Here is a 25,415-nt window from a genome sequence, read left to right as displayed (position 1 = left end):
GGTCCTTTCCTGTCAGTCGCCGATGATTTCGCGGCGAATTATGTGCCAGCTATGTTCATCCGGCGCAGAGATGATCCCGCCGGTCGTTTCGCCGGGCCGGTAGGGCGTGCCGTCGAATTTTGCCGTATAGCCGCCAGCCTCCTGGTGCACCAGTACCCCAGCAAGATGATCCCAGGGCATCAGCGTGGAATGACCGATAAAGTGCCATTTGCCTGACGCCACCATCCAATATTCGTAGGCGGAGCAATTCAGCGCGAAAGCCATGCGGGCCTTCCGCAGATTCCCACCGACGCGGGACCGATCGGGCTCCTTCATATGCCCCCAGGATATGGCCCCGGTCATCGCGCTCAAAGGTGCCGCCGGAGCAACGGAAAGTCGCCTCGCCTGCCCCGCCTGCCGGCGAAGAAAAGCACCGGCTCCGCGTATCGCGGTTATCGTATCGCCGAGAACGGGATCATAGATGACGCTTGCGATCGTCTGGCCTTTGGCGACCACGGCGACGATCGTGCCGAACACGGGAAGCCCGGCCGCGAAATTGAACGTGCCGTCGACCGGGTCGATCGTAAAGGCGAGATCCGCATGTGCGAGCGCCGGCACCACGGACTTGTTGGTCTCGTAAGCCTCTTCTCCAACGATAAGGGCGCCCGGGAAACGCGCCTTCAACGCTACGGTAATGTGCTTTTCCGCCAGCAAATCGGCTTCGGTCACCAGATCGATAGCCGAGGTCTTTTCCGATATGTCACCGGCGCCCAGATTGCGGAACCGCGGCATGATTTCCTGCGCCGCCGCTTCGGCGACGATTGTCATCAGGTAGTCGAGATCTGTATCGGAGAAAGTCATCGGAAGCCTTTGTTTTGGAAGGGCCTCCTCTTATGCCCGATTCGATGACAGTGGTGTGGCGAAACCACTTATCCGGCGTCAGATGGCTCCGCAGAGGATCCTGCGGCCATCAGGCCGGCGAAATCGAAGAGTTTCGGATCCAGCAGATGTGAAGGGTTCACATGCGCCAGCGCGCGCAACATCGTATCCTTGCGACCCGGCATGCGCCGCTCGATATCGGCAAGCATGTCCTTCATGGCGTTGCGCTGCAGGCCGTCCTGCGAACCGCAGAGATCGCAGGGAATGATCGGAAATTGCATGGCGGTCGCAAATTTGGCGAGATCGTCCTCGGCGGCATAGGCGAGCGGACGCAGCAGCATCAGATCGCCCTCGTCATTCAGAAGTTTCGCCGGCATGGAAGCCAGCCGTCCACCATGGAAGAAGTTCATGAAGAAGGTTTCGAGAATGTCTTCGCGATGATGGCCGAGCACCAGCGCGTCGCAACCTTCCTCGCGGGCGATGCGATAGAGATTGCCGCGACGCAGGCGCGAACAGAGCGAGCAATAGGTTGCACCCTCGGGCACCTTTTCCTTCACGATGGAATAGGTGTCGCGATACTCGATGCGATGCGTGACGCCGATCTTCGTCAGATATTCGGGCAGAATATGTTTCGGGAAATTCGGCTGGCCCTGGTCGAGATTGCAGGCAACCAATTCCACAGGCAGCAGACCACGCCATTTCAGGTCAAGCAGCAGCGCCAGCAAACCATAGGAATCCTTGCCGCCGGAAAGACCGATCAACCAGCGCTTCTGCCCCTTCAGCATCTGGAAGTCTTCCATAGCCTGGCGAACCTGCCGCAGCAGCCGCTTGCGAAGCTTGTTGAAGGAGACAGAACGCGGCGCATCGGAAAACATCGGATGAACGGCAGAGCCGCCATCTTCGGCCTCGATATCGATTTCATCCTTCACCGTCGTCGCGATATTCATTCCGTCATTCCTTGCAGGTCGTCACGCTGATAGCAGAAAGCAGCGCGAGAAGACACCGTATCAATCGCCGAACACCGACCAGCCCGTACGTGCCGCCAGCATTTCAAGCGCCACGGCCCCAAGCAGCGAATTGCCGACCTTGTTCAGCCCCGGCGACCAGGCGGCGATCGAGCCGATGCCCGGAGCAACCGCCAGGATGCCGCCACCGACGCCACTCTTGCCCGGCAGGCCGACGTGATAGGCAAAGTCGCCGGAGCCGTCATAATGGCCGCAGGTCAGCATCAGCGCATTGATCCGTCGCGCCCGTTTTGGCGAAACGACTGAATGGCCGGTGATCGGATTGCTGCCCCGCGCGGCGAGATAGAGCCCCGCCTTGGCAAGCTGCTGGCAGCTCATCGACAGCGCGCATTGATGAAAATAGACGCCGAGCACATGCTCGACCGGATGATGGATATTGCCGTAGGCGCGCATGAAATTGGCAAGCGCAAAATTGCGATAGCCCGTCTGCGTCTCCGAGCGCGCAACCCTGTCGTCGATGCTGATCGTTTCGTCGTCGGCCACATAACGCACAAAGCGTAAGAGCTCGCCGATCGCTTCACGCGGCTCGTGCCCGGCCAGCACGACATCGCTGACGGCAATCGCGCCGGCATTGACGAAGGGATTGCGGGGAATGCCTTCTTCCCGCTCGAGCTGCACGATCGAGTTGAAGGCCGTGCCGGAAGGCTCACGCCCCACCCGCTTCCAGAGGCTTTCCCCGACCTTGCCGAGCGCAAGGGTGAGCATGAAGACCTTGGAAATACTCTGAATGGAGAAAGGAATTGCAGCATCGCCGATGCTGTAGACATCACCATTGACCGTTGCGATCGCCATGCCGAACTGGTTCGGATCGACCTTCGCCAGTTCGGGAATGTAATCGGCAACCTTGCCTTCGCCAATGCGTGGCGAAAGCTCCGCATGAATGCCGTCGAGAATAGCCTGCAAATCCGTCATGAGGCGCTCCAAAGACAAAAAAGCCGCTCGAACCGAGCGGCTTTTCATTCATCAAGAAAGTTATCCGCTTATTAACGCGAATAGAATTCGACGACCAGATGCGGTTCCATGACGACAGCGTACGGTACGTCGCTGAGAGCCGGAACGCGGGCGAAGGTCGCAACCATCTTGTTGTGGTCGACTTCGACGTAGTCCGGAACGTCGCGTTCAGCCAGGGCAACCGACTCGAGGACGGTTACGAGCTGCTTGGACTTTTCGCGAACTTCGATAACGTCGCCAGCCTTGCAGCGGTACGAACCGATGTTGACGCGAACGCCGTTAACGGTGACGTGACCATGGTTTACGAACTGACGGGCAGCAAAGACGGTCGGAACGAACTTGGCGCGGTAGACGATCGCGTCAAGGCGCGATTCGAGCAGGCCGATCAGGTTTTCCGAGGTGTCACCCTTGCGGCGGTCAGCTTCAGCGAAGATGGCGCGGAACTGCTTCTCGCGCAGGTCGCCGTAGTAGCCCTTCAGCTTCTGCTTGGCGCGCAGCTGCACACCAAAGTCCGAAAGCTTGCCCTTGCGGCGCTGGCCGTGCTGGCCCGGGCCGTATTCGCGGCGGTTAACCGGGGACTTCGGACGGCCCCAGATGTTTTCGCCCATACGGCGGTCAATTTTGTACTTGGACGATTCGCGCTTGCTCATCGCATTTCCTTTCAAAGTGTTGTGGCGGCCCGTTGCCGAACCGCGAAGGAAACACGCCCTCCTCTGAACTCCGTTTTCGAGCTCTGACAGGCTTCTCACGTTCGCGAACGGACGAAGCCACGGGACATGTCAAATGAAACACCGGACATTTCTGCCCGGCGTTGGGCGGTCTCTAAGCGGTCGTCATGAAAATGTCAACAGCGCCAAGCGCTCTTCAACGAGAATAGGGCAGCTATTCCGCAGCTGCCTGCTCGCCGCCATCCAGATCAGGCGCATTGGCATCGCCCGGAGCGGTCTGGCATCCCATATCCGGGAAGGCGACGATACGCTTACCGGAGAAATCCGTGTGGACGACGACGCTGCCCTGCTCCTCGAAATAGCTGAGAAGACGCCGCGCGCGACGGGCCGAATGGGTGCCGTAGGCACGGGCGATGCGCGCGTCCGAGGGGCACGGCTCACCACTGATGGCGGCCTTGGCCAGCATCAGGAAAACGCCCTGCAGATCATCGGTGACGCTGGAAGAAAGCGAGAGCGCCGTCGCCCATTGCTCCGTCGCCATGATCTCTTCGTCGGCGCCGGAGCGCGTAATCGCCACGCGGCGGCGAAACTCCGACAAGCTCATCGGCGAGCCAGGGACGCGGCGCATGCGCAGCCGCACGAGAAATTCCTGATAGAGCACTGAATCCGTGCGGAAGCCTGACGCTGGATCGTCAAGGATCTCGGAGAGCACGGCGCTGACCCTCGCTTCACGATCCTCGCTCGATAATTCCGGCTGGCTGACCTTCGACTCCGAAGGTGCCGGTCCTGCGGCTGGCACCGAGCGGGAAAGCTCGGCCAGAATATCGGTCGTCGGACGCGGCGCCGGCGTGGCGCGGCGAACGGCGGGTCGTGTAAATTCTTCGGGATCCGGCGTGAAGATCAGATCTTCCACGTCCTGCGGCGCATCCGGCAGCGGCATCAGCTTCGGGCTGGAAGAACGCGCCGAGGTTTCCACCGTGCCGATCGCGATCGGCAGCGGGCGACGCGAAAGCGCCGGCCCAAGTGCGACGAAATTGCCGCGCTTCAGATCGCGGAACATTTCCGCCTGCCGGCGATCCATGCCAAGAAGGTCGGCGGCACGGGCCATGTCGATATCGAGGAAGGTGCGGCCCATCAGGAAGTTGGACGCTTCTGCCGCCACGTTCTTGGCAAGCTTTGCCAGGCGCTGCGTGGCGATGACGCCGGCAAGCCCGCGCTTTCGACCACGGCACATCAGGTTGGTCATCGCGCCGAGCGACATTTTGCGTGCATCTTCCGAGACGTCACCGCCGACCGACGGCGCAAACATCTGCGCCTCGTCGACGACGACAAGCACCGGATACCAGAACTCGCGATCGGCATCGAACATGCCGTTGAGGAAGGCGGCGGCGGCGCGCATTTGCTGCTCAATATCGAGCCCCTCCAGCGTCAGCACGCAGGAGACGCGATGCTGGCGGATGCGGTTGGCGATACCGGCAAGCTCAGCTTCCGTGCGCTCGCCATCGACAACCACATGGCCGAACTTGTCGGCCAGCGTGACGAAATCGCCTTCGGGATCGATGATGACCTGCTGCACCCATTGCGCGGATTGCTCAAGCAACCGCCGCAAAAGGTGCGATTTTCCGGAGCCGGAATTGCCTTGGACCAGGAGACGCGTCGCCAGCAGCTCCTCGATATCGAGCTGGGCGCTGGTCCCGCCGGACGCCGTTCCCATGTCGATGCCGACCTGCAATGCACTTCCCCTATATGATCAAGAATCAAATGCGGCTGCGTCCCATCATTCTGAAAGGACGAGCCTCCGTCTAGAGCACTTCCGCTTTTCTTCGAATCGCGAAAATGCTCTATCTCGTATTCTTTTAACGCAATTTCGGACGGAAAACCGCTGCGCACTTTTCCTGGAATTGCTCTAGCAAAGATTTCCAAGCTTCGCGCCCGTGGATTGAGGAAACCCACAGGCGATTGCGAGATCTACCTGAACCGCAGATTGGCCCGCGACAGCTGGCTGACGGAGGTGCAGCCCATCAGCTTCATGTCGCGCTCGACTTCGGTACGCAGATGCCGCAATGCGCGCTCCACGCCCGCCTGACCGGCGGCAGCCAGAGGATAAAGATAGAAACGGCCGAGGCCGACCGCCTTGGCGCCGAGCGACAGCGCTTTCAGGACATGCGTGCCGCGCTGAATGCCGCCGTCCATCATCACGTCGATGCGATGACCAACGGCGTCAACGATCTCGGCCAGCTGATCGAATGCGGAGCGAGAACCGTCCAGCTGTCGCCCACCATGGTTCGAGAGCACGATGCCGGTGCAGCCGATGTCGACGGCACGTTTGGCGTCTTCGACCGACATGATGCCCTTCAGGCAGAACTGCCCGTTCCAATGCTTCACCATTTCGGCGACGTCGTTCCAGTTCATCGACGGATCGAGCATCTCGGTAAAATACTTGCCGATCGACATGGCGCCGCCGCTCATATCCACATGCTCGTCGAGCTGCGGCAGCCGGAACTTCTCGTGCGTGACATAGTTCAGCGCCCAGGCAGGCTTGATAGCGAACTGGGTAAGGCCTGCGAGATTGAGCTTGAACGGAATGGAGAAACCGGTGCGCAGATCGCGCTCGCGGTTGCCGCCGGTGATGCTGTCAACGGTCAGCATCATCACATTGACGCCGGCGTCCTTCGCCCGCTCCATCATCGCCCGGTTCAGCCCGCGATCCTTATGGAAATAGAACTGATAGACCTGCGGGCCTTGATACTTCTTGCGTATTTCCTCAAGACTGACGGTGCCGAGCGAAGAGACCCCGAACATCGTTCCGAGAGAAGCCGCAGCGGCGGCAACTGCATTCTCGCCCTGATGGTGAAACAGCCGCTGCAGCGCCGTCGGCGAGCAGTAGAATGGCGTCGCGAGCTTTTGTCCCATGACGGTGACAGACATATCGATCTCACTCACCCCACGCAGGACGTTGGGAACGAGATCGCAGCTTTCGAAGCTCGATGTGTTTCGTCGCAGCGTCACCTCATCGTCGGCTGCGCCGTCGATATAGTTGAAGATCGGGCCGGGAAGACGCTTTTTCGCGAGCAGGCGAAAATCATGGAAGTTGTAGCATTCACGCAGGCGCATGGCTTGCCTCGGCATTCTCAAAAGACATCAACTATCGAACTCCCGCTAATCCCGTCGTTCATACCGGTCTTGCATTACATCCGGTGCAGACGTGCTTCCCATTTGTAGAGCACATCCGGTTCCTTTTCCTCATTGCCTGCCCCGTCCGACTCGTCAACCACGAAGAAGCCGTGCTTCTCGTAAAAGCGGCGTGCCGGCGCATTTCTCTGGAAGGTCCAGAGCGAGAGCACCGGATAGCTGGATTTCGCCACATCAAGCAGGCGGCTGCCGATGCCGCGCCCTTGGGCCTCGGGCAAAACATAGAGCTGGTCGATCCAATCCTCGAGAAAGGCGATGACGCCCACCAATCGGCCGTCCTCTTCTGCGCCCCAGATCTGGCAATCCTTGTAGACGACGGCGCTCCAGAAACCGACATCCTCTTCGGGCGTATGAAGGCCGCTAAGCGTCGGCAACCGCTCGTCGAAGGAAGCACGGTGGACCGCCGCAGCGGCCGGCATGTCGGCAAATTCGAGTTTACGCAACGAAATCTTGTCGGTCATCATCAAGCCTTCAGTCCAAAACCCTGCATCAGCCGGCGGGTGGGAAAATCCGGCGCACCTGACGTGAACACCACAAAGTCGAAATTGCCGGGATGGACCGCATCGGCCGCTTGTGGCACCAGGCTGCGGGCGCGCCTCGCGATCGCCTCAGCGGGATCCAGCCAATCGACCGGCCACGGCGCCAGCCGACGAAAAATATTGGCCATGAACGGATAATGTGTGCAGGCGAGCACGACGATATCGGTCTTGCGGCCATCCATCTCGACGAAGCACTGGTCGATCTCCGTCATGACAGCCTCGTCGGCAATCGCATCGCCGCGAATATAGCTCTCCGCGAGGCGCGCCAGATTTTCCGATCCGACAAGCCGGACATGACATTGGGTGGCGAAAGACTGGATCAGATCGCGCGTATAGGCTCGTTTGACCGTGCCTGGCGTCGCCAGCACCGAAACTAGGCCTGAACGCGTCCGCTCCGCAGCCGGCTTGATCGCCGGCACCGTGCCAATAAAGGTCATCTGCGGAAAAGCCGCGCGCAAATCAGCCCCGACAAGCGTGAAGGCCGTATTGCAGGCGATGATGCAGACTTCCGGATCATATTGCGCAAGCAGCTTTGCAAAGAGATCGACGACGCGTTGCTTCAGCGCCGGCTCTTCCCAGCCGCCATAAGGAAAACCGGCATCGTCGGCGACATAGATGAAACCGCGTTCCGGCATCAGAACCCGCGCTTCGCGCAACACGGTCAAACCGCCGATCCCTGAATCGAAGACAAGGACCGGTTTCAGCTCATTCGCCGCTGCTGTCATCACTGGTGGTTTCCTTGGGCGCTTTGGAGGACGTCTTGCTGGGCCGGGGATGCGAGCCGCTGCCGCGCGGAGACTTCCGCGTGAAGCGGTCGAGAGACGAGATCACCCCGCGAAGGACGCTGATTTCCTGCTCGGTAAACGCCCTGCGCGAGAGGACTGCGCGAAGATTGTCGACCATTTTCGGCTTTTTCCCGGCGGGATGGAAATAATTGCGCGCATCGAGCGCTTCCTCCAACTGGTCAAAAAGGCCGAAAAGCTGATCCTTCGTCGAGGGTCGCTGTTCCAGCGCCTGGAACGGCACCGCACCAAGATCCTCCATGCCCGATTTCATCCACTCATAGGACATCAGCAGCACGGCTTGCGCGATGTTAAGCGAAGCGAAGGCAGGGTTGACCGGGAAGGTGACGATTTCGTCGGCCAGCGCCACTTCCTCATTCGTCAGGCCCCAGCGCTCGCGCCCGAAGAGAATACCGGTGCCCTCGCCCGCCTTGAACTTCGCGCGAAGGGTTTCGGCCGCAACGACTGGCGAGCGAACCGGCTTGTAGCCGTCCCGTTCCCGCGCGGTCGTCGCATAGACGAAGTTGAGATCCGATATCGCCTGTTCCAGCGTGTCGTAGACCTTCGTCGCTTCAATGATGTGATCCGCCTTGGAAGCGGTGGCCTGCGCCCTCTCGTTCGGCCAGCCATCGCGCGGATTGACGAGCCGCAACTCGGCAAGGCCGAAATTCGCCATGGCGCGAGCCACCATGCCGATATTCTCGCCCATCTGCGGCTCGACCAGAATGACGGCCGGCCCTTCGGCCAGAAGTTGACGCTCGCTGTTCGTACCTGCCATGGTGCTCAAATCTCCGCACGCGAACCCAGCCGCGCCATTTACGGGTCGCAATAGCGGCACACCAACCGATCGGCAAGGTTTTTGCGCGCAGGCTCGGTAATGCTGTCTGCCCGATTATTGCGGATTGGCCGGCTTCGCCTGATCCGTGGGCTGCTGTTGCCGATCGCCAGGCTGTTGTTGCTGCTGTTTGACGAGATCCTGCATCACGTTTTTCAGTGAGCTCGGATTACCATTGTCATCGTTCGTGACGATATCGTCGACGACGGGCTTTCCGCCCTCTTCGATCACCTCGAAGCGCACCGTCGTCATCTTCTGATAGTCGGCATCCGAGCCCATGCAGGTGGATTTCTTGAAGGTCGCCAACACTTCCGTTGTATTGTTCTTGGGTGGCTGCGCGACGATCTTCATCTCCTCAAGCGGACACGCATCTTGCGCATTGACGATCACATCGTAATCGAAAGGCGAAATCCCATCTTCGTCCGCGGCAGGAAATTGCGCTGCCGCCTGATACTTTGCTGCGAAATCCTTGCTGTAGACATTCTTGAGCTTGTCCTCGCCGAAAATATCCTGCCAGTCGCTGTCGCCGCCCGCCCAGTTCGAGACGGTCGCATCCATAATGACCTTGACCGGCGTCGTCGCATCGGCGGCGAGCGCCACATGCGCACCGAGCGAAAACTGAAAGAGCGTGAGGGCAAGCGCGGATACGGCAAATTTCTGCATGATATGATTCCGTTGCGATCGGCAAAACATGCGCGACATTAGACCCATCGACCGCTTTGGCAATGCCCGATCGCAAAATGCCAATGATGTCACGAATGATCAAAAACGCGACGCGGGAGGCTCTAGCGGCTTTGCGTTCGCTGCTTGCAGTGTTATAGCGCTCGGGACTTCACATTACCCACAGGGCCATCCGGTCCCACCAGCTTAAACGAGGCAGAAGTATGAAGAAGATCAAGGTCGCTAACCCCGTTGCCGATCTCGATGGCGATGAAATGACTCGCATCATCTGGCAGTTTATCAAAGACAAATTGATCTACCCCTACCTCGATATCGATATCGACTATTACGATCTCTCGGTCCAGAACCGCGACGCGACCAACGACCAGGTCACCGTCGATGCCGCCAACGCCATCAAGAAGCACGGCGTCGGCATCAAGTGCGCGACGATCACCCCGGACGAAGATCGCGTCAAGGAATTCAACCTGAAGCAGATGTGGAAGAGCCCGAACGGCACGATCCGCAATATCCTCGGCGGCGTCATCTTCCGCGAGCCGATCATCTGCAACAACGTACCGCGCCTCGTTCCCGGCTGGACCAAGCCGATCGTTGTCGGCCGTCACGCCTTCGGCGACCAGTATCGCGCCACCGATTTCAAGTTCCCCGGCAAGGGCAAGCTGACCATCAAATTCGTCGGCGAAGACGGCACGGTCATTGAAAAGGACGTATTCGACGCCCCCGGCGCCGGCGTTGCCATGGCCATGTACAACCTCGACGAGTCGATCCGCGAATTCGCCCGCGCCTCGATGATGTACGGCCTGATGCGCAAGTGGCCGGTCTACCTGTCGACCAAGAACACCATCCTCAAGGCCTATGACGGCCGCTTCAAGGACATCTTCGAAGAAGTCTACCAGAACGAGTTCAAGGCGCAGTTCGACGAAGTCGGCATCACCTACGAACACCGCCTGATCGACGACATGGTCGCTTCCGCGCTGAAGTGGTCCGGTGGTTACGTCTGGGCTTGCAAGAACTACGACGGCGACGTCCAGTCCGACACGGTCGCTCAGGGCTTCGGCTCGCTCGGCCTGATGACCTCGGTTCTCCTCACGCCGGATGGCAAGACGGTCGAAGCTGAAGCCGCACACGGCACGGTCACCCGTCACTATCGTCAGCACCAGAAGGGCCAGGAAACCTCGACGAACTCGATCGCTTCGATCTTCGCCTGGACCCGTGGTCTTGCTCATCGCGCCAAGCTCGACGATAACGCCGAACTCGCGAAGTTCGCCGCCACGCTCGAAAAGGTCTGCGTAGACACCGTCGAAGCCGGCTTCATGACCAAGGACCTGGCGCTGCTCATCGGCCCGGATCAGCCGTGGCTCTCGACCACCGCATTCCTCGACAAGATCGACGAAAACCTCCAGAAGGCCATGGCTGCCTAAGCCTCGTCGACAATGAGCCCCTTGAAGACCCGGCCCTAGCGCCGGGTTTTCTTTTGTCCGGAAGCTTGCTGTCGCAGTCGGCCGGTGGCAACAATGCGCGCGTCAAAAATGGGAGAGACAAATGGCCGAAGAACTCGTTTTCTATACAAACCCCATGTCACGCGGACGCATCGCTCGCTGGATGCTTGAGGAAATCGGCCAGCCTTATCGCACCGAATATCTCGATTACGGTACGACGATGAAGTCACCCGAATATCTCTCCGTGAACCCCATGGGCAAAGTGCCGGCGATCAAGCATGGCGATACCGTCGTCACCGAGGGTGCTGCCATCTGCGCCTATCTGGCCGAAACTTTTCCGGATGTTGGCCTTGCGCCGACCGCGGCCGAACGCGGTCGCTATTTCCGCTGGATGTTCTTTACTGCCGGCCCTTTGGAAGCGGCAGTTACCATCCGCGCGCTTGGCTTCGAAATTCCGCCGGAACGTCAGCGCATGGCGGGCTGCGGCAGCATCCAAAGCGTGCTCGATACGATCGAATATGCAGTCTCAAGCTCGCCATTCATCGCCGGCGACCGCTTCACGGCCGCCGACGTCTATGTCGGTTCGCATATCGGCTGGGGTCTCAACTTCGGCACGATCGAGAAGCGCCAGGCCTTCGTCGATTATTGGGCTCGGGTCAGCGACCGCGACGCATACCGCCGCGGTAACGAGATCGACAACGCTGCCATGCCGAAAAAGGAAAACAGCTGAATATACAATGCGCTGAAGAGAAATCCTCAGCCAAAATTCCTATGTGCAGTTATTTCAGCGGCATATAGATATCGGTCAGAAGCTCCGTCGGCGGCACGTCGCGCGGATTGTTGATGTATTCCTCAAACATGACGGTATCGCGCAACTGTCGCCCGGAAGCCGGCAGCCATTGCGCATAGAGCCATTGATAGGCCTTGTGCATGTTTGCGTAAGGTCCCTTGTGGCGCAGCACGGCATATTCGCCGCCTTCGAGTGAGCGCCGCTCCAGGGGAGCATCGGCAGCGACAGATTCTGCCGCGCTGACGCAAGCGTAAGAGCGTAACTTATCGACAGCAACGACATCTGGATCGTCGAGATAAATGCCGATCATGCGCATATTTGGCCCGGCAAGTCCGCGAGTGAAGATCGTGCCGAAAAGCGTCTCGAAAGCCTGACCGATCTGCATGTAGGAACCGCTATGAGCGACACCGACGAGCGAAATCGGAGAAATGGTGCGAAGCGTAACGTCGAACAAGAGAGTAATCCTTCCTTGGATATTGGGTTCGAAGATCGTGTGGCTTCCCTCATTCCGATATCGCGCCGGCGGCATGCCGTAGACGGATCCAAAGATGCGGTTGAACGACTGGAGGTTGGGATAGCCCGACCGCTTTGCAATGTTGCTGACGGATAGACGGGTGTTGACGAGATCGCCGGCGGCGCGATGCAGCCGAAGCCGCTTGACCGTTGCCGCCGCCGTCTCGCCATAGATCGCCCGATAGATCCTGTGCCAGTGATAGCTGGACATACAGGCGATCTCGGCGAGCTTTTCCATATCGAGTTCATCGTCTAGATGCTCATGGATATAGGCCGAAACCCGCCGCAACCGGGTCTCGTAAAGCGTCCACGCCGTTCCACCACTCATGTCAACTCCCTTGCAAATCGATCGGCCCGACAAGACCATAACCCGATTTGACAAATCCTGCTGACTTGTATGCACCAAAGAAAATGGCGGATACCGAAGTATCCGCCATCGTCATTATGACCGGGAAATCAGCCTGTTAGCCGGCAAGTGCCGCAGCAATCGCCTCAAGCGCTTCGTCCGCCTTGGCGCCATCCGGGCCGCCGGCCTGCGCCATGTCGGGACGACCGCCGCCACCCTTGCCGCCAAGAGCGGCCGAGGCGATGCGAACGAGGTCGACCGCACTTGCCCGGCCAACTAGATCTTCGGTGACCGCAACGACCGCACTAGCCTTGCCATCTTCCGAGACGCCGATCAGAGCTACGACGCCCGAGCTGAGGCCTGCCTTGGCCTCATCCGCCAGACCTTTCAGATCCTTCGGATCGACGCCGGAAATAGCCTTGCCAAGGAACTTGACGCCGTTGACCTCACGAACCGCATCGGCGGAGCCGCCCTGGCCGCCGCCCATGGCAAGCTTGCGCTTGGCATCGGCCAATTCACGCTCAAGCTTGCGGCGCTCGTCCATCAGAGCTTCAACACGCGAAACGACGTCGGCCGGCTGGACCTTCAGCGTCGAGGCTAGGCTCTTCACGCGATCATCCTGCTCGGCGAGATAATCGCGCGCGGATTCGCCGGTGACCGCTTCGATACGGCGCACACCGGCGCCGACGGCGCTGTCGCCGAGGATGCGCACGAGGCCGATCTGGCCGGTGGCGGACACATGCGTGCCGCCGCAAAGCTCGATGGAATAGGCTTTGCCTGCCTTGGTGCCGCGCATGCCCTGCCCCATGGAAACAACGCGGACTTCGTCGCCGTACTTTTCGCCGAACAGCGCCATCGCGCCTTCTGCGATCGCATCGTCGACGCTCATCAGGCGGGTCGTGACCGGCGAGTTCTGCAGGACGATCTCGTTCGCCATCTCCTCGACGACCTTCAACTCCTCGGCCGTCATCGGCTTCGGATGCGAAACGTCGAAGCGGAGGCGCTCCGGCGCAACCAGCGAGCCCTTCTGGGCGACATGGGTGCCGAGCACTTCGCGAAGAGCTTCGTGCAGCAGGTGGGTGGCGGAGTGATTGGCGCGCAGGCGCGAGCGTCTTGCGTGATCCACCGTCAGCACGACAGCGTCGCCGACCTTGATCTTGCCTTCCGAAACTTCCGAGCTGTGAACGAAGAGGCCCTCGCCCTTTTTCTGGGTATCGCCGACAGCAAGCTTGCCGTGGTCGCTCGCGATGACGCCCGTATCGCCCATCTGACCACCGGACTCACCGTAGAACGGCGTCTGGTTGACGATGACCTGCACCTTCTCGCCGGCAGACGCGCTGTCAACTGCGACGCCGTCCTTGACGATCGCCTGGATCACGCCCTCGGCCGTTTCCGTGTCGTAGCCCAGGAATTCGGTCGCGCCGAGCTTCTCCTTGAGCTCGAACCAGATGGTTTCGGTCGCCTTGTCGCCGGAGCCGGCCCAATGCGAACGTGCCTCGGCCTTCTGGCGCTCCATGGCGTCGGTAAAGCTGGAGATATCGACGCCGATGCCGCGAGCGCGCAGTGCATCCTGCGTCAGATCGAGCGGGAAGCCATAGGTGTCGTAGAGCTTGAAAGCGGTTTCGCCGTCCAGGCTGTCGCCCTTGTGCAAGTCCGAGGTGGCATCGTTGAGCAGTGACAGGCCGCGCTCCAGCGTCTTGCGGAAACGGGTTTCTTCGAGCTTCAACGTCTCGGAGGTCAGCGCCTCGGCGCGCACCAGCTCGGGATAGGCACGGCCCATCTGCTGGATCAGCGCAGGCAGCAGCGTCCACATCAGTGGCTCCTTGGCACCAAGCAGCTGCGCATGACGCATGGCACGGCGCATGATACGGCGAAGCACGTAGCCGCGGCCTTCGTTCGACGGCAGCACGCCATCGGCAATCAGGAAGGCGGAAGAGCGCAGATGGTCGGCGATGACGCGGTGGCTGGCGCGATGCTCACCCTCGGCCTTGACGCCGGTCGCCTCTTCCGAGGCTTCGATCAGCGCACGGAAGAGATCGATATCGTAATTGTCATGCTTGCCCTGCAGCACCGCGGCAACGCGCTCGAGGCCCATGCCGGTGTCGATCGACGGACGCGGCAGGTCGACACGCTGTTCCTTGGTGATCTGCTCGAACTGCATGAAGACGAGGTTCCAGATCTCGATGAAACGGTCGCCGTCTTCCTCCGGAGAGCCGGGAGGGCCACCCCAGATATGATCGCCGTGATCGTAGAAGATTTCCGAACAGGGCCCGCACGGACCGGTATCGCCCATCGCCCAGAAATTGTCATTGGTGGCGATGCGAATGATCTTGTCGTCGGAAAGACCGGCGATCTTCTTCCAGAGGTTAAAGGCGTCATCGTCCGTGTGGTAGACCGTGACCAGCAGGCGCTTGGCGTCGAGGCCAAATTCCTTGGTGATCAGGTTCCAGGCAAGCTCGATGGCGCGCTCCTTGAAATAGTCGCCAAAGGAGAAGTTGCCGAGCATCTCAAAGAAGGTGTGATGGCGCGCGGTGTAGCCGACATTGTCGAGGTCGTTGTGCTTGCCGCCGGCGCGCACGCATTTCTGCGCGGTCGAAGCAGTTGTGTAAGGGCGCTGTTCCAAGCCGGTGAAGACGTTCTTGAACTGCACCATGCCGGCATTGGTGAACATCAATGTCGGATCGTTGCGCGGTACGAGCGGGCTCGACGGCACGATCTCGTGGCCGTTTTTCTTAAAATAGTCGAGGAAGGTCGACCGGATTTCATTCACACCGCTCATAGGGGGCCCTTCAGTACTGCCGTCAACAACTTGCTTCAAAGTCAGTGGCTTTTATCGTTCGCTCCGGGCGCTGTCCAGCCGCACAAACAAAACCGGCCGCACATCCCTTGGACAATACGGCCGGTTTCAGCATTTAATCTTGTCTTACGCCGGGAATTGCTCCCGAAATTCCTTATTCGCCGCCGGCATCGCCATCGTCGCCGGCATCCGGACCGCCGTTCTGCAGGAAGCGGTCGGCAATCAGGCCGGCGTTCTGGCGCAGAGACAGTTCGATCTCGCGAGCCAGATCCGGATTGTCGCGCAGGAAGATTTTCGCATTTTCTCGGCCCTGACCGAGGCGCTGGCTGTTGTAAGAGAACCAGGCGCCCGACTTCTCGACGATGCCGGCCTTGACGCCGAGATCGACCAGCTCGCCGGTCTTGGAAACGCCTTCGCCATACATGATGTCGAATTCGACCTGCTTGAAAGGAGGCGCCATCTTGTTCTTGACGACCTTCACGCGGGTCTGGTTGCCGATCACCTCTTCGCGCTCCTTGACCGCGCCGATACGGCGGATATCGAGGCGAACCGAGGCGTAGAACTTCAGCGCATTACCGCCGGTCGTCGTTTCTGGCGAGCCGAACATGACGCCGATCTTCATGCGGATCTGGTTGATGAAGATCACCATGGTATTGGACTTCGAGATCGAAGCCGTCAGTTTGCGCAGCGCCTGGCTCATCAGACGGGCCTGCAGGCCCGGCAGGCTGTCGCCCATTTCGCCTTCGATTTCGGCGCGCGGCGTCAATGCCGCAACGGAGTCGACGACGAGAACGTCGATGGCGCCAGAGCGCACCAGCGTGTCGGTGATTTCAAGCGCCTGCTCGCCGGTATCCGGCTGCGAGATCAGCAGGTTCTGAAGATCGACGCCGAGCTTGCGGGCATAGACCGGATCAAGCGCATGTTCAGCGTCCACGAAGGCGCAGATACCGCCCTTCTTCTGGGCCTCTGCAATGGTCTGCAGCGCCAGCGTCGTCTTACCGGAGCTTTCCGGTCCATAGATTTCGATGATACGACCCTTCGGCAAGCCGCCGATGCCGAGGGCAATATCCAGGCTCAGAGAGCCGGTGGAAACCGTTTCGATTTCAACCACGTTCTCGTTTGAGCCGAGCTTCATGATCGAGCCCTTGCCGAACGACCGCTCAATTTGAGAGAGTGCCGCTTCAAGTGCCTTGCTTTTATCCACCGATTTGTCCTCTACAAGCCGCAAAGAATTCTGAGACATTCGATCCACCTTTAGGTTATTGAAGCCGCTCAAGCAATGTCGCCGCTGATGAGAATTCTGTACTCTATTTGTTCTCTTGTCGCAAGAGCACAACAAGCAATTGAAAGAAAAAGGTAAAATGAATTCCGTTCTACTTTTGTTTTCTCCTTTCTTACCAGATACTTACATATCTGGGACGATCGGTTCCGCCATGTCGGCAGACGGCACGATTCGCTTTTTTTGATTGCTGAGGAAAACCATATGGCGAAGAAGATTCTCGTTCTCGGCGGCGCTCATGTCGATCGTCGCGGCCGCATTTTCGGCGAGACGGCGCCCGGAGCCAGCAACCCCGGAGCATGGTTCGAGGAGCCCGGCGGCGGCGGCTTCAATGCGGCCCGCAATCTCGCCCGCCTCGGCTTCGATGTGCGGATGATTTCGCCACGCGGCGGCGATCCCGCCGGCGAGATGGTGGCTGAAGCCGCAAGCCACGCCGGCGTCGATGATACGCCCTTCGTCTTCCTCGATCGCAAGACGCCGAGCTACACCGCGATCCTCGAGCGTGACGGCAATCTGGTCATCGCGCTTGCTGATATGGAACTCTACCAGCTGTTCTCACCGCGGCGCCTGGCGATTCGCGCCGTTCGCGATGCGTTCGAGGCAGCCGATCTCGTTCTCTGCGACGCTAATCTGCCAGTCGAGACTCTCGCCGCAATTGCTATAAAAGCGGCGACAGGCGGCAAGCCCGTTGCAGCCATCGCAATCTCGCCCGCCAAGGTCATGCGACTGAAACCTTGCCTTGCCGGCATCGATCATCTCTTTCTCAATGAAGCCGAAGCCGCAGCACTGACTGGCCATCGGCCGGAAGACCCGCGTGAGTGGGTGAGCGGCCTGCGGGCGCTCGGTTTGCGCAACGGCGTCATCACCCGCGGCAAGCGGGAGCTGATCGCATTCTCGCGCGATACTATCGTCAGCCTGCAGCCTCCCATCGTCGACAACGTTGCTGATGTCACCGGGGCAGGAGATTCGCTTGCTTCGGGCGTTTTGGCGGCGTTATTGGCCGGTCACGATCTCGCCGAAGCCGTTCGTCACGGCACGGCAGCAGCGGCGATTACCGTGCAATCCCCATTCGCGACGGCCGAAAATCTTTCACCCGAACTGCTAAACTCGATGTTGGCCCTTGTTCCCAAGGCCGAAATTCTGTCATGAAGCCTCTTCAAAACGCCTAAATAGTTTCAGTGAATTGGAAACGAAAATGACCCAGCCTATCTCGCCCCTGCTTCCGATCGCCTATTCGAAGGAAGTTGCTGCCGCCAAGCTGCGCGGCGCACCGATCGTCGCTCTCGAATCCACCATCATCACCCACGGAATGCCCTATCCGGGCAATATCGAGATGGCCCGCAGCGTCGAAGCGATCATCCGGCAGAAGGGCGCCGTACCGGCAACCATCGCCGTCATTCACGGCACCTTGCATATCGGCCTCGAGCCGGAGGAACTGGAAGCGCTCGCCAAGACGGAAGGCGCCATGAAGGTCTCGCGTGCCGACATCGCCTTTGCGATCGCCGAACGCCGCACGGGCGCAACCACCGTTGCCGCCACGATGATCGCCGCTGCCCGCGCCGGCATCAAGGTTTTCGCAACCGGCGGCATCGGCGGCGTGCACCGCGGCGCAGAAGAGAGCTTCGACATCTCGGCGGATCTTGAAGAGCTCGCCCGCACCGGCGTGATCGTCGTCTGCGCCGGCGCCAAGGCCATCCTCGACATTCCGAAGACGCTCGAAGTGCTCGAAACCCGCGGCGTTCCGGTGGTCACCTATGACAGCGCCGAATTCCCGGCCTTCTGGTCGCGCTCTTCCGGCCTGCCGAGCCCGCTGACCCTGAACAGCCCCGCGGCGATCGCCAACTTCCAGACCACCCGCGAACAGCTCGGCATCGACGGCGGCATGCTGATCGCCAACCCGGTTCCGGAAGCCGACGAAATCCCGCGCGAGGAGATGGAAATCTACATCGAGCGCGCCCTCGACAGCGCTGCCCGCGACGAGATTGCCGGCAAGGCAGTCACGCCCTATCTGCTAAGCACCATCTTCGACATCACCGAAGGCCGCAGCCTCAAGACCAACATCGCTCTGGTCGAAAACAATGCGCGTCTCGGCGCGGAAATCGCGGTTGCTCTCGCGGAATAACTAGTACTGCCATCACGACAAAGGGCCGGGCGTTTCGCACGATCGCCCGGCCCTTTGCATTTCGGGATTCCTTCAGGCCAGCGTGAACAGGCCCAGGGCGTTTCGCAGCTCGGCGAGCGTCGCCTCCGTCCTTTCCCTCGCCTTCCGCGTACCATCGCGCATGACACCCATCACATAATCCGGCGCGGCCGCATAACGAGCACGGCGCTCCCGAATGGGAGCAAGCAGCGCCTGCAGAATGTCCTCAAATTGTCTCTTCAGAGTGATATCCCCGAGGCCACCTCGGCGATAATGCGCCTTCATCTCCTCGACCAGCTGCCGGTCGTCACAGAAAGCATCCAGATAGGTGAAGACGACGTTTCCCTCTACTTTGCCGGGATCAACGACCTTGAGATGATCAGGGTCGGTATACATGCGCCGCACCGCAGCGCTGATATCATCCGGCGATGCCGAAAGCGCGATAGCGTTGCCCTGCGATTTGCTCATCTTCGCCTTGCCATCAACGCCAGGCAATCTTCCGACGCTCGGCACCATGGCCGTAGCTTCCACGAGGATCTCGCGTCCGATCTGCCGGTTGAGGCGGCGAACGATTTCGTTGGTCTGCTCGATCAGGGGCGCCTGATCCTCGCCGACCGGCACAACGGACGCCTTGAAGGCGGTGATATCAGCCGCCTGCGCCACCGGATAGCAGAGGAAACCCGCGGGCACATCTCTCTCGAAGCCACGCAGCTGGATTTCCGTCTTGATCGTCGGATTGCGCTCGAGGCGGCTGACGGTGACGAAATTCATATAGAGCAGCGTCAATTCCGCCAGCGCCGGTAGTGCGGATTGCACGCAGATCGTCGTCAGCGCCGGGTCGATGCCGACGGCAAGATAGTCGATGGCAACCTCCAGAACGTTGCGGCGAACCTTTTCGGGGTCGTCGGCATTGTCGGTCAATGCCTGCGTATCAGCCAAAAGCAGGAATTGTTGGTGGCTGCGCTGAAGCGCAACCCGGCTCTTCAGCGAGCCGACATAGTGGCCGAGATGGAGTGGACCGGTGGTCCGATCGCCCGTCAGGATGACGGGACGGGTATCGATGGGGGAAGACATTCTTTGCTCCGCAAAAGGAGCCGCCGCAATCGGGAAGGGAATTGAAATGAACATGCCTGCCGAATCACGGCGGCAGGGTCGATTTCATGATATGACGACTGCCGCTCCTAAAAGGAGCGCCACCACATTTGGCAAATTGGCTTGGCAAGGTCGGTCATGCGCGGTTGATTACACCTTTGCGCTGCAATCGGCAACAGCAAGGCACGAGAAACGCCTCTCACCTGAGGCGCGTCGCGATCTCCAAGACTAGCTTCGCGCGCTTTATCTCTTTGATTGTACATATGTCGTAGCCGCAAAACCGCTGCACACTTCTGCGCGAGATGCGTTAGTTCTTGTCCAGTGTCTCGCGCACGACCACGGCAAGCTGCTTCAGAGAGAACGGTTTCGGCAGGAAGCCGAACTGCGCATCGGCAGGCAGGTTGCGGGCGAATGCATCCTCGGCATAGCCGGAGACGAAGATGAACTTCAGATCCGGATATTTCTTGCGCAGCTCGCGGAGCAGCGACGGGCCGTCCATTTCAGGCATGACGACATCGGACACAACGACGTCGACCTGGCCGTCTAGTTCGTCCATGATATCCAGCGCCTCGACACCGGAGCCGGCCTCGTGGACCGTATATCCGCGCGTCTCAAGCATACGCTTGCCGCCGCGGCGAACCGCCTCCTCGTCTTCGACCAGAAGAACGACGGCGGATTTTCCGGTCAGATCGGCCGGTTCTTCCACAGGCGCGACAACTGCAACGCTCTGATCCATCGCGGCAACATCGCGGCTTTCCGGCGCCTTCGCTTCGGTGACGGCAGGCATTTCGACGATGTGGCGCGGCAGGAAGATGCGGAAGGTCGTTCCCTTACCTACTTCGGATTCCGGCTGGATATAGCCGCCGGACTGCTTGACGATACCGTAGACCATCGCCAGCCCGAGACCGGTACCCTTACCGACTTCCTTGGTGGTGAAGAAGGGCTCGAAGATCTTGTCCATGATCTCGGGCGCGATGCCGGTGCCGGTATCGCTGACCTCGATGAGAACCATGTCTTCATGCGGCAGATAGGGGTAATTGAAGGCGCTGACATCGGTCGCGAGCAAATTGCGGGTGCGCAGCGTCAGCATGCCGCCGCCCGGCATCGCATCGCGAGCGTTGACGCAGAGATTGATAATTACCTGCTCGAACTGAGACAGGTCGGTTTTCACCGGCCAGAGATCGCGGCCATAATCGACGTCGAGCTTGACATGCGTACCCGACAGCAGCCGGTCCACCAGCATGCGCAGATCGCCGATCACATCGGTCAAGTTGAGCACGGTCGGCCGCATCGTCTGCTTGCGCGAGAAGGCCAGCAGCTGGCGAACCAGCACCGCCGCACGATTGGCGTTGCGCTTGATTTCCATTAGATCCGCAAAGCTGGCATCGGAGGGTCGTGCCTGCAGCAGCAGATGATCGGAAGACAACAGGATCGCGGTCAACACGTTGTTGAAGTCATGCGCGATGCCGCCAGCGAGCGTGCCGACAGCGTTCAGCTTCTGCGTCTGCGCCATCTGCGTCTCGAGCGCCTTCTGCTCAGTCACCTCGACCGCATAGACGATCGCAGCCTCCTCCGGCGCCTCGTCGGTCTGGTCGATAACGGCGTTGACATAGAAGCGGAAATGCCGCGTATCGTCCTTCGGATTTCGGGAGTCGATGGGCGGGATATCGCCCTGCCGATCTTTGGCGGCGGCCAGTGCCTGATGCAGTCGCGACCGGTCGCTCTCGTTGACGATGGTCTCCAGCGCCGCACCGCGTTCGATATCGTCGCGTGAAACGAGATCAGAGAAAAGTTTCAGGAATGGCGCGTTGGTACGCAGAATGCGGCCGCCGCCATCGACGGACGCGATCGCCATCGGCGTATTGTTGAAGAAGCGGCTGAAGCGCATGGCTGCCGCCGAAGCCGAGTGTTCCGTATCGCCGCCATTCTGCCGGGTCAGCACAATGGTCCGGCTTTCGCCCGGAGCGCCATCGCGCATCGACGTGACGCTGTGGACGATCTGCACCGGCAGGCTCTGGCCGTTGGAACGCCGCAGATCGAGATCGAGCGTCACCGTCTTCTTGAAGCCGGGTTCGGCCTGCACGGACTGGATGAGCGCCAGCCCCTCACCGGCCACGAGATCGCCGATGGTCATGGATCCCGGCACGAATTTCGTAAGATCGAAACCAAGCCACTCTGCCAGCGTCGCGTTAAGATAGAAAATCTCACCCTTGCGACCGGCAGAGAAGAAGCCGGCCGGCGCGTGATCGAGGTAATCGATCGCGTTCTGAAGCTCTTTGAAGAAGCGCTCCTGATCGTCGCGTTCTGAGGTGATGTCGGTGATCTGCCAGATGTGCAGCGCGTTGTTGCCACCCTGCTCCGGCTGCAGCACCCGCGCCTTCAATCGATACCAATGCGCACCCTGGCCTATTCCATTGAAAGGACCGAGCGGCTTCAGCAGCCGAAACTCCTCCGATCCCTCCTTGCCGTCACGCAAGCCGTTGGCGAGGCGGTAGAGAGCCTCGTTCGACTCGCGATTGCGGGAGAGCAGCGTCTCGAGAGACTGCACCTCTGTCGCCTTGTTAGCGCCCGTCAGCCGTCCGTAGGCGGCATTGGCGTAGACGATACGGCCCTTCTCATCCGTGATCAGCGTGCCGTCCGGATGGCTGTTCAGGAACGAGCGCGCCAAGCTATCGGACTGAGGCTGCGGCATGACCTCGACGAAGCCGATGATCGAGGAAACCAGAAAGAAAATGCCGACCATGGCAAGAATGCCGAGGCCGCCGAGCACGGCTTCATTGTCGAGCTGGCTCTTGAACAGCACGAAGGCAGCCGCGGCAGCCATGAGAACGAGTGCAAGCAGGATGATACGCAGCACGGTTCCGGAACGACCCCCGCGATCCACCAGCGGCACGCTATACTCGTCGGACGGACGCTGCTTCGTCATAAACCCCTCGTCTGCGCCGTTCTCCTCGCGACATGTCTAAACACTACGGATCGCCGGAGTCGGACCTTTCGAATCTTCTTTACCAATTTGCATGACAGGCAAAAAGCTTTGCAGGGCCAGAAAGGCTTGAATTCACAAGCAAGAGAGCCCAAGAGGCTATAATCTCATCTTGTATCCCGCTAGATCCTGTCCTTATGATCGCCGCATAGGAAGACCAAAGTCAAAGCATCTACTTTGCAGTGGTTGCGCCTCGGCCGCGACATCGGGGACAAATACGGAGTATCTCGACATGTGGGACGACATTGCCGGAGCCTATGGCAGCCGCTTTTTCCTCGCAGCCGGTGGGGTTGCCCTCGCCCTTATCTTACTCGTTGGCGTTCTATGGATCTTGCGAAATCGGGCGCCATCGCCCTTCGTGCGCGGCGGCAAGAACCGTCAGCCGCGCCTGCAGGTGCTGGATGCCGCCGCCGTCGACGCCCGCCGACGACTTGTGCTGGTACGGCGTGACGGCATCGAACATCTGATCATGATCGGCGGCCCGACCGATATCGTCATCGAATCCGGCATCTCAGATCCGACGAAGGCAGGTGCTGCGGCATCGCTCGACATTTCCGCCGCCACGTCCGAGAACCGGCCGCAACTGCAACAGAGGGTCGCCGAGCCGAATAGTCCGCCGGTCGCACTTCCCGCGCAGCGTCAGCAGCCCGCGGAAGACTCGCTCGAAGCCTATCTGCGCTCCGAGTCTGTCGCTGCCGCAACACCAAAGCCGGCGCCGCAACCGGTCGAACGCGCGCCGCAGCCGCTCGCAGCGCCGCCGCAGCGCGCCCCTCAGCCGGCACCCGTCATCACCGAGGCGGAGGCTGCCGACATATTGGATGCGGCCCGCCATGCCGTGCTGCCGCCTCAGGCCCAACCTCAACCGCAGCCTGTACGGGCCGCACCGGTCGAGCCGACTGTCACTCCGCCGGTCGCGCAGCCTGCCTCCAATGATGCCGCCAACGATTTCCAGAAGATCTTGGAAGCAGAAATGTCGAAGAACTTGACGGCCGAGCGGATCATTCCAAGCGCTCCGCCTCAGCGCCAGGTTCAGCAACAACCCGCGGCTGTTGCCAGCCAGTCTCCTGCGCAACGCATCGAGCCGGAACTTGCGCCGATGACCGGAGCAGATAGTGCCCTTCAGAAGGAAGTGGCGCGCATCTTCGGCGAAATGAGCGTCAGCCGCGACAAATAAAACGAAGCAGGTGACATCCTGGAATCAAAAAGGCACGGCGGATATTCCGCCGTGCCTTTGTTTTTGTTTCGGTCGAAACCGGCCGTCTCTTTATTCGTCGCGATATACCTTCTCGCGGCGCTCATGGCGTTCCTGCGCTTCGATCGACAAGGTGGCGATCGGACGTGCATCGAGACGCTTGAGGCCTATTGGCTCGCCTGTTTCTTCACAGTAGCCGTAAGTGCCGTCTTCAATGCGCTGCAAGGCGGCATCGATTTTCGAGATAAGTTTACGCTGGCGGTCTCGAGCCCGAAGTTCGATGGCTCTATCCGTTTCTGAGGAGGCCCGATCGGCGAGATCGGGATGATTTGCGCTTTCTTCTGCCAGGTGATCCAGGGTTTCGCGCGCTTCTCTTAGGATATCGTTTTTCCAGGCTATCAGCTTCGCTCTGAAGTAGGCTCGCTGATTAAGGTTCATGAACTCCTCGTCTTCCGAGGGCACGTAGTTACTAAGATCGATCTTCTCACTCAACGCGATTCTCCTGAAGAACATCTCATATGGCGGGGTGTATATCCCAACCGCTAGTGCCGATTCAAGCCAAATAGACGCTGTCAACTGATTTTTAAATTTGTCATAAATTTCAGCTAAGTGTATATTTTTTCATCATATATTGGCTTCGCCGGAAAATCGGCATCTTTAAAACCTTGGCGAGACTATGCGCTGGATCGCGATTCGGACGGTCTCGCGGCGGTTGACGGCATAGGCGAAGAGACGCTACCTGATTGTCGAAATCGAGCTCCGGAATTTCATCATGACCCGCATCTTGCCGCCGCCATCGAGGATCTATCTCCTGCGTCATGCCGAGGCCCAGCGCGCCGCACCCGGACAAAAGGATTTCGATCGCCCGCTGAACGACAATGGCTACGCTGCCGCCGAAATCGTCGCCGATGAAGCTGCAGAAAAAGGTTACAAGCCGGAGCTGATCATTTCGTCGACTGCGCTGCGTTGCCGCCAGACTACGGAGGCCATACGGCGGATCGTCAGCCCCTCCACCGAATTCCGTTTCGTCGATGCGATCTACAATGGAACGCTCGATATCTACCTCTCGCTCATCGCATCGCAGAACGACCGCCAATCCGTGATGCTGGTGGCGCATAATCCGACTATCGAACAAACGCTGGAGGCCCTGATCGGCCATGAGGCGCTGGGACGAACGCTTCCGCATGGCTTTCCGACAGCAGGCCTTGCTGTGGTCGATGCAACGACATCTAGCTGGTCGCTAACGGATTTCATCACCGAATAGAGATAGCGCCGGGCGCAGAAACGCCGTCCTGCACCGAGCAGGTGCAGCATTG

General features: G+C 59.8%; 22 protein-coding genes. 6 read left to right on the top strand and 16 right to left on the bottom strand.

Translation table 11 applies throughout. The annotated features are described in order from the left end of the window. Nucleotides 1-12: 12 nt before the first annotated feature. From GGD46_RS12345 to GGD46_RS12300, 10 genes are all read right to left on the bottom strand, one after another. A complete protein-coding gene (locus tag GGD46_RS12345; RefSeq protein WP_184704123.1) occupies nt 13-840 on the bottom strand; it encodes an inositol monophosphatase family protein in 828 nt (275 codons plus the stop codon). A gap of 68 nt (nt 841-908) precedes the next feature. Next, nucleotides 909-1,805: a tRNA 2-thiocytidine(32) synthetase TtcA gene (gene ttcA, locus GGD46_RS12340; protein WP_184704121.1), complete on the bottom strand. Its 897-nt coding sequence runs from the start codon at nt 1,803-1,805 to the stop codon at nt 909-911. A 60-nt stretch (nt 1,806-1,865) separates the two neighbouring features. Next, nucleotides 1,866-2,795, bottom strand: coding sequence for a glutaminase (locus GGD46_RS12335; RefSeq protein ID WP_184704119.1), 930 nt, complete (start codon nt 2,793-2,795; stop codon nt 1,866-1,868). A 71-nt stretch (nt 2,796-2,866) separates the two neighbouring features. Next, nucleotides 2,867-3,484 (bottom strand): 30S ribosomal protein S4, encoded by a 618-nt coding sequence (gene rpsD, locus GGD46_RS12330; protein WP_004108946.1) that lies wholly within the window; start codon nt 3,482-3,484, stop codon nt 2,867-2,869. 232 nt (nt 3,485-3,716) lie between these two features. Continuing rightward, nucleotides 3,717-5,234: an ATP-binding protein gene (locus tag GGD46_RS12325; protein WP_184704118.1), complete on the bottom strand. Its 1,518-nt coding sequence runs from the start codon at nt 5,232-5,234 to the stop codon at nt 3,717-3,719. A gap of 236 nt (nt 5,235-5,470) precedes the next feature. Next, entirely contained in the window at nt 5,471-6,616 is a 1,146-nt protein-coding gene (locus tag GGD46_RS12320; RefSeq protein ID WP_184704116.1) for an alpha-hydroxy acid oxidase, read from the bottom strand. Nucleotides 6,617-6,690: 74 nt separating this feature from the next. Next, nucleotides 6,691-7,155 carry a GNAT family N-acetyltransferase gene (locus GGD46_RS12315; RefSeq protein WP_184704278.1) on the bottom strand — a complete coding sequence of 155 codons (465 nt, stop codon included), beginning with the start codon at nt 7,153-7,155 and terminating at the stop codon, nt 6,691-6,693. A 2-nt stretch (nt 7,156-7,157) separates the two neighbouring features. Next, nucleotides 7,158-7,958, bottom strand: a complete 801-nt coding sequence (murI, locus tag GGD46_RS12310; RefSeq protein WP_184704276.1) for a glutamate racemase — start codon at nt 7,956-7,958, stop codon at nt 7,158-7,160. Beyond that, nucleotides 7,939-8,793: an RNA methyltransferase gene (locus GGD46_RS12305; protein WP_184704114.1), complete on the bottom strand. Its 855-nt coding sequence runs from the start codon at nt 8,791-8,793 to the stop codon at nt 7,939-7,941. The genes murI and GGD46_RS12305 overlap by 20 nt, the downstream gene beginning before the upstream one ends. A gap of 114 nt (nt 8,794-8,907) precedes the next feature. After that, nucleotides 8,908-9,513 carry a hypothetical protein gene (locus GGD46_RS12300; RefSeq protein WP_184704112.1) on the bottom strand — a complete coding sequence of 202 codons (606 nt, stop codon included), beginning with the start codon at nt 9,511-9,513 and terminating at the stop codon, nt 8,908-8,910. 221 nt (nt 9,514-9,734) lie between these two features. On the opposite strand from GGD46_RS12300, the gene GGD46_RS12295 reads away from it, so the two are divergent. Beyond that, a complete protein-coding gene (locus GGD46_RS12295; protein ID WP_184704110.1) occupies nt 9,735-10,949 on the top strand; it encodes an NADP-dependent isocitrate dehydrogenase in 1,215 nt (404 codons plus the stop codon). A gap of 121 nt (nt 10,950-11,070) precedes the next feature. After that, a complete protein-coding gene (locus GGD46_RS12290) occupies nt 11,071-11,697 on the top strand; it encodes a glutathione S-transferase family protein (RefSeq protein WP_184704108.1) in 627 nt (208 codons plus the stop codon). A 49-nt stretch (nt 11,698-11,746) separates the two neighbouring features. On the opposite strand, the gene GGD46_RS12285 is transcribed toward GGD46_RS12290, so the two are convergent. From GGD46_RS12285 to recA, 3 genes are all read right to left on the bottom strand, one after another. Continuing rightward, nucleotides 11,747-12,598, bottom strand: coding sequence for a GyrI-like domain-containing protein (locus tag GGD46_RS12285; protein ID WP_184704106.1), 852 nt, complete (start codon nt 12,596-12,598; stop codon nt 11,747-11,749). A gap of 136 nt (nt 12,599-12,734) precedes the next feature. After that, nucleotides 12,735-15,395 (bottom strand): alanine--tRNA ligase, encoded by a 2,661-nt coding sequence (alaS, locus tag GGD46_RS12280; protein ID WP_184704104.1) that lies wholly within the window; start codon nt 15,393-15,395, stop codon nt 12,735-12,737. A 172-nt stretch (nt 15,396-15,567) separates the two neighbouring features. After that, nucleotides 15,568-16,656, bottom strand: a complete 1,089-nt coding sequence (gene recA, locus GGD46_RS12275; protein WP_184704102.1) for a recombinase RecA — start codon at nt 16,654-16,656, stop codon at nt 15,568-15,570. A 240-nt stretch (nt 16,657-16,896) separates the two neighbouring features. On the opposite strand from recA, the gene GGD46_RS12270 reads away from it, so the two are divergent. Both GGD46_RS12270 and GGD46_RS12265 read left to right on the top strand, forming a co-directional pair. Beyond that, entirely contained in the window at nt 16,897-17,841 is a 945-nt protein-coding gene (locus GGD46_RS12270; RefSeq protein WP_184704100.1) for a carbohydrate kinase family protein, read from the top strand. A gap of 46 nt (nt 17,842-17,887) precedes the next feature. Continuing rightward, nucleotides 17,888-18,814 carry a pseudouridine-5'-phosphate glycosidase gene (locus tag GGD46_RS12265; RefSeq protein WP_184704098.1) on the top strand — a complete coding sequence of 309 codons (927 nt, stop codon included), beginning with the start codon at nt 17,888-17,890 and terminating at the stop codon, nt 18,812-18,814. 72 nt (nt 18,815-18,886) lie between these two features. On the opposite strand, the gene trpS is transcribed toward GGD46_RS12265, so the two are convergent. Both trpS and cckA read right to left on the bottom strand, forming a co-directional pair. Further along, entirely contained in the window at nt 18,887-19,906 is a 1,020-nt protein-coding gene (gene trpS / locus GGD46_RS12260) for a tryptophan--tRNA ligase (RefSeq protein WP_184704096.1), read from the bottom strand. Nucleotides 19,907-20,231: 325 nt separating this feature from the next. Next, nucleotides 20,232-22,850 (bottom strand): cell cycle histidine kinase CckA, encoded by a 2,619-nt coding sequence (gene cckA, locus GGD46_RS12255; protein ID WP_184704094.1) that lies wholly within the window; start codon nt 22,848-22,850, stop codon nt 20,232-20,234. 289 nt (nt 22,851-23,139) lie between these two features. On the opposite strand from cckA, the gene GGD46_RS12250 reads away from it, so the two are divergent. Further along, a complete protein-coding gene (locus GGD46_RS12250; protein ID WP_184704092.1) occupies nt 23,140-24,081 on the top strand; it encodes a flagellar biosynthetic protein FliO in 942 nt (313 codons plus the stop codon). Nucleotides 24,082-24,171: 90 nt separating this feature from the next. Here the strand turns inward: GGD46_RS12250 and dksA are convergent, their stop codons facing one another. Continuing rightward, entirely contained in the window at nt 24,172-24,591 is a 420-nt protein-coding gene (dksA, locus tag GGD46_RS12245) for an RNA polymerase-binding protein DksA (protein ID WP_004109001.1), read from the bottom strand. A gap of 280 nt (nt 24,592-24,871) precedes the next feature. Here dksA and GGD46_RS12240 point away from each other — a divergent pair, with 280 nt between their 5' ends. Beyond that, nucleotides 24,872-25,363, top strand: a complete 492-nt coding sequence (locus GGD46_RS12240) for a histidine phosphatase family protein (protein WP_184704090.1) — start codon at nt 24,872-24,874, stop codon at nt 25,361-25,363. Nucleotides 25,364-25,415: the final 52 nt, after the last annotated feature.

The sequence above is a fragment of the Martinezella lusitana genome, from assembly GCF_014207095.1.
Classification (GTDB): domain Bacteria; phylum Pseudomonadota; class Alphaproteobacteria; order Rhizobiales; family Rhizobiaceae; genus Rhizobium; species Rhizobium lusitanum_B.
This window is presented reverse-complemented; position numbering and strand designations above follow the sequence as displayed.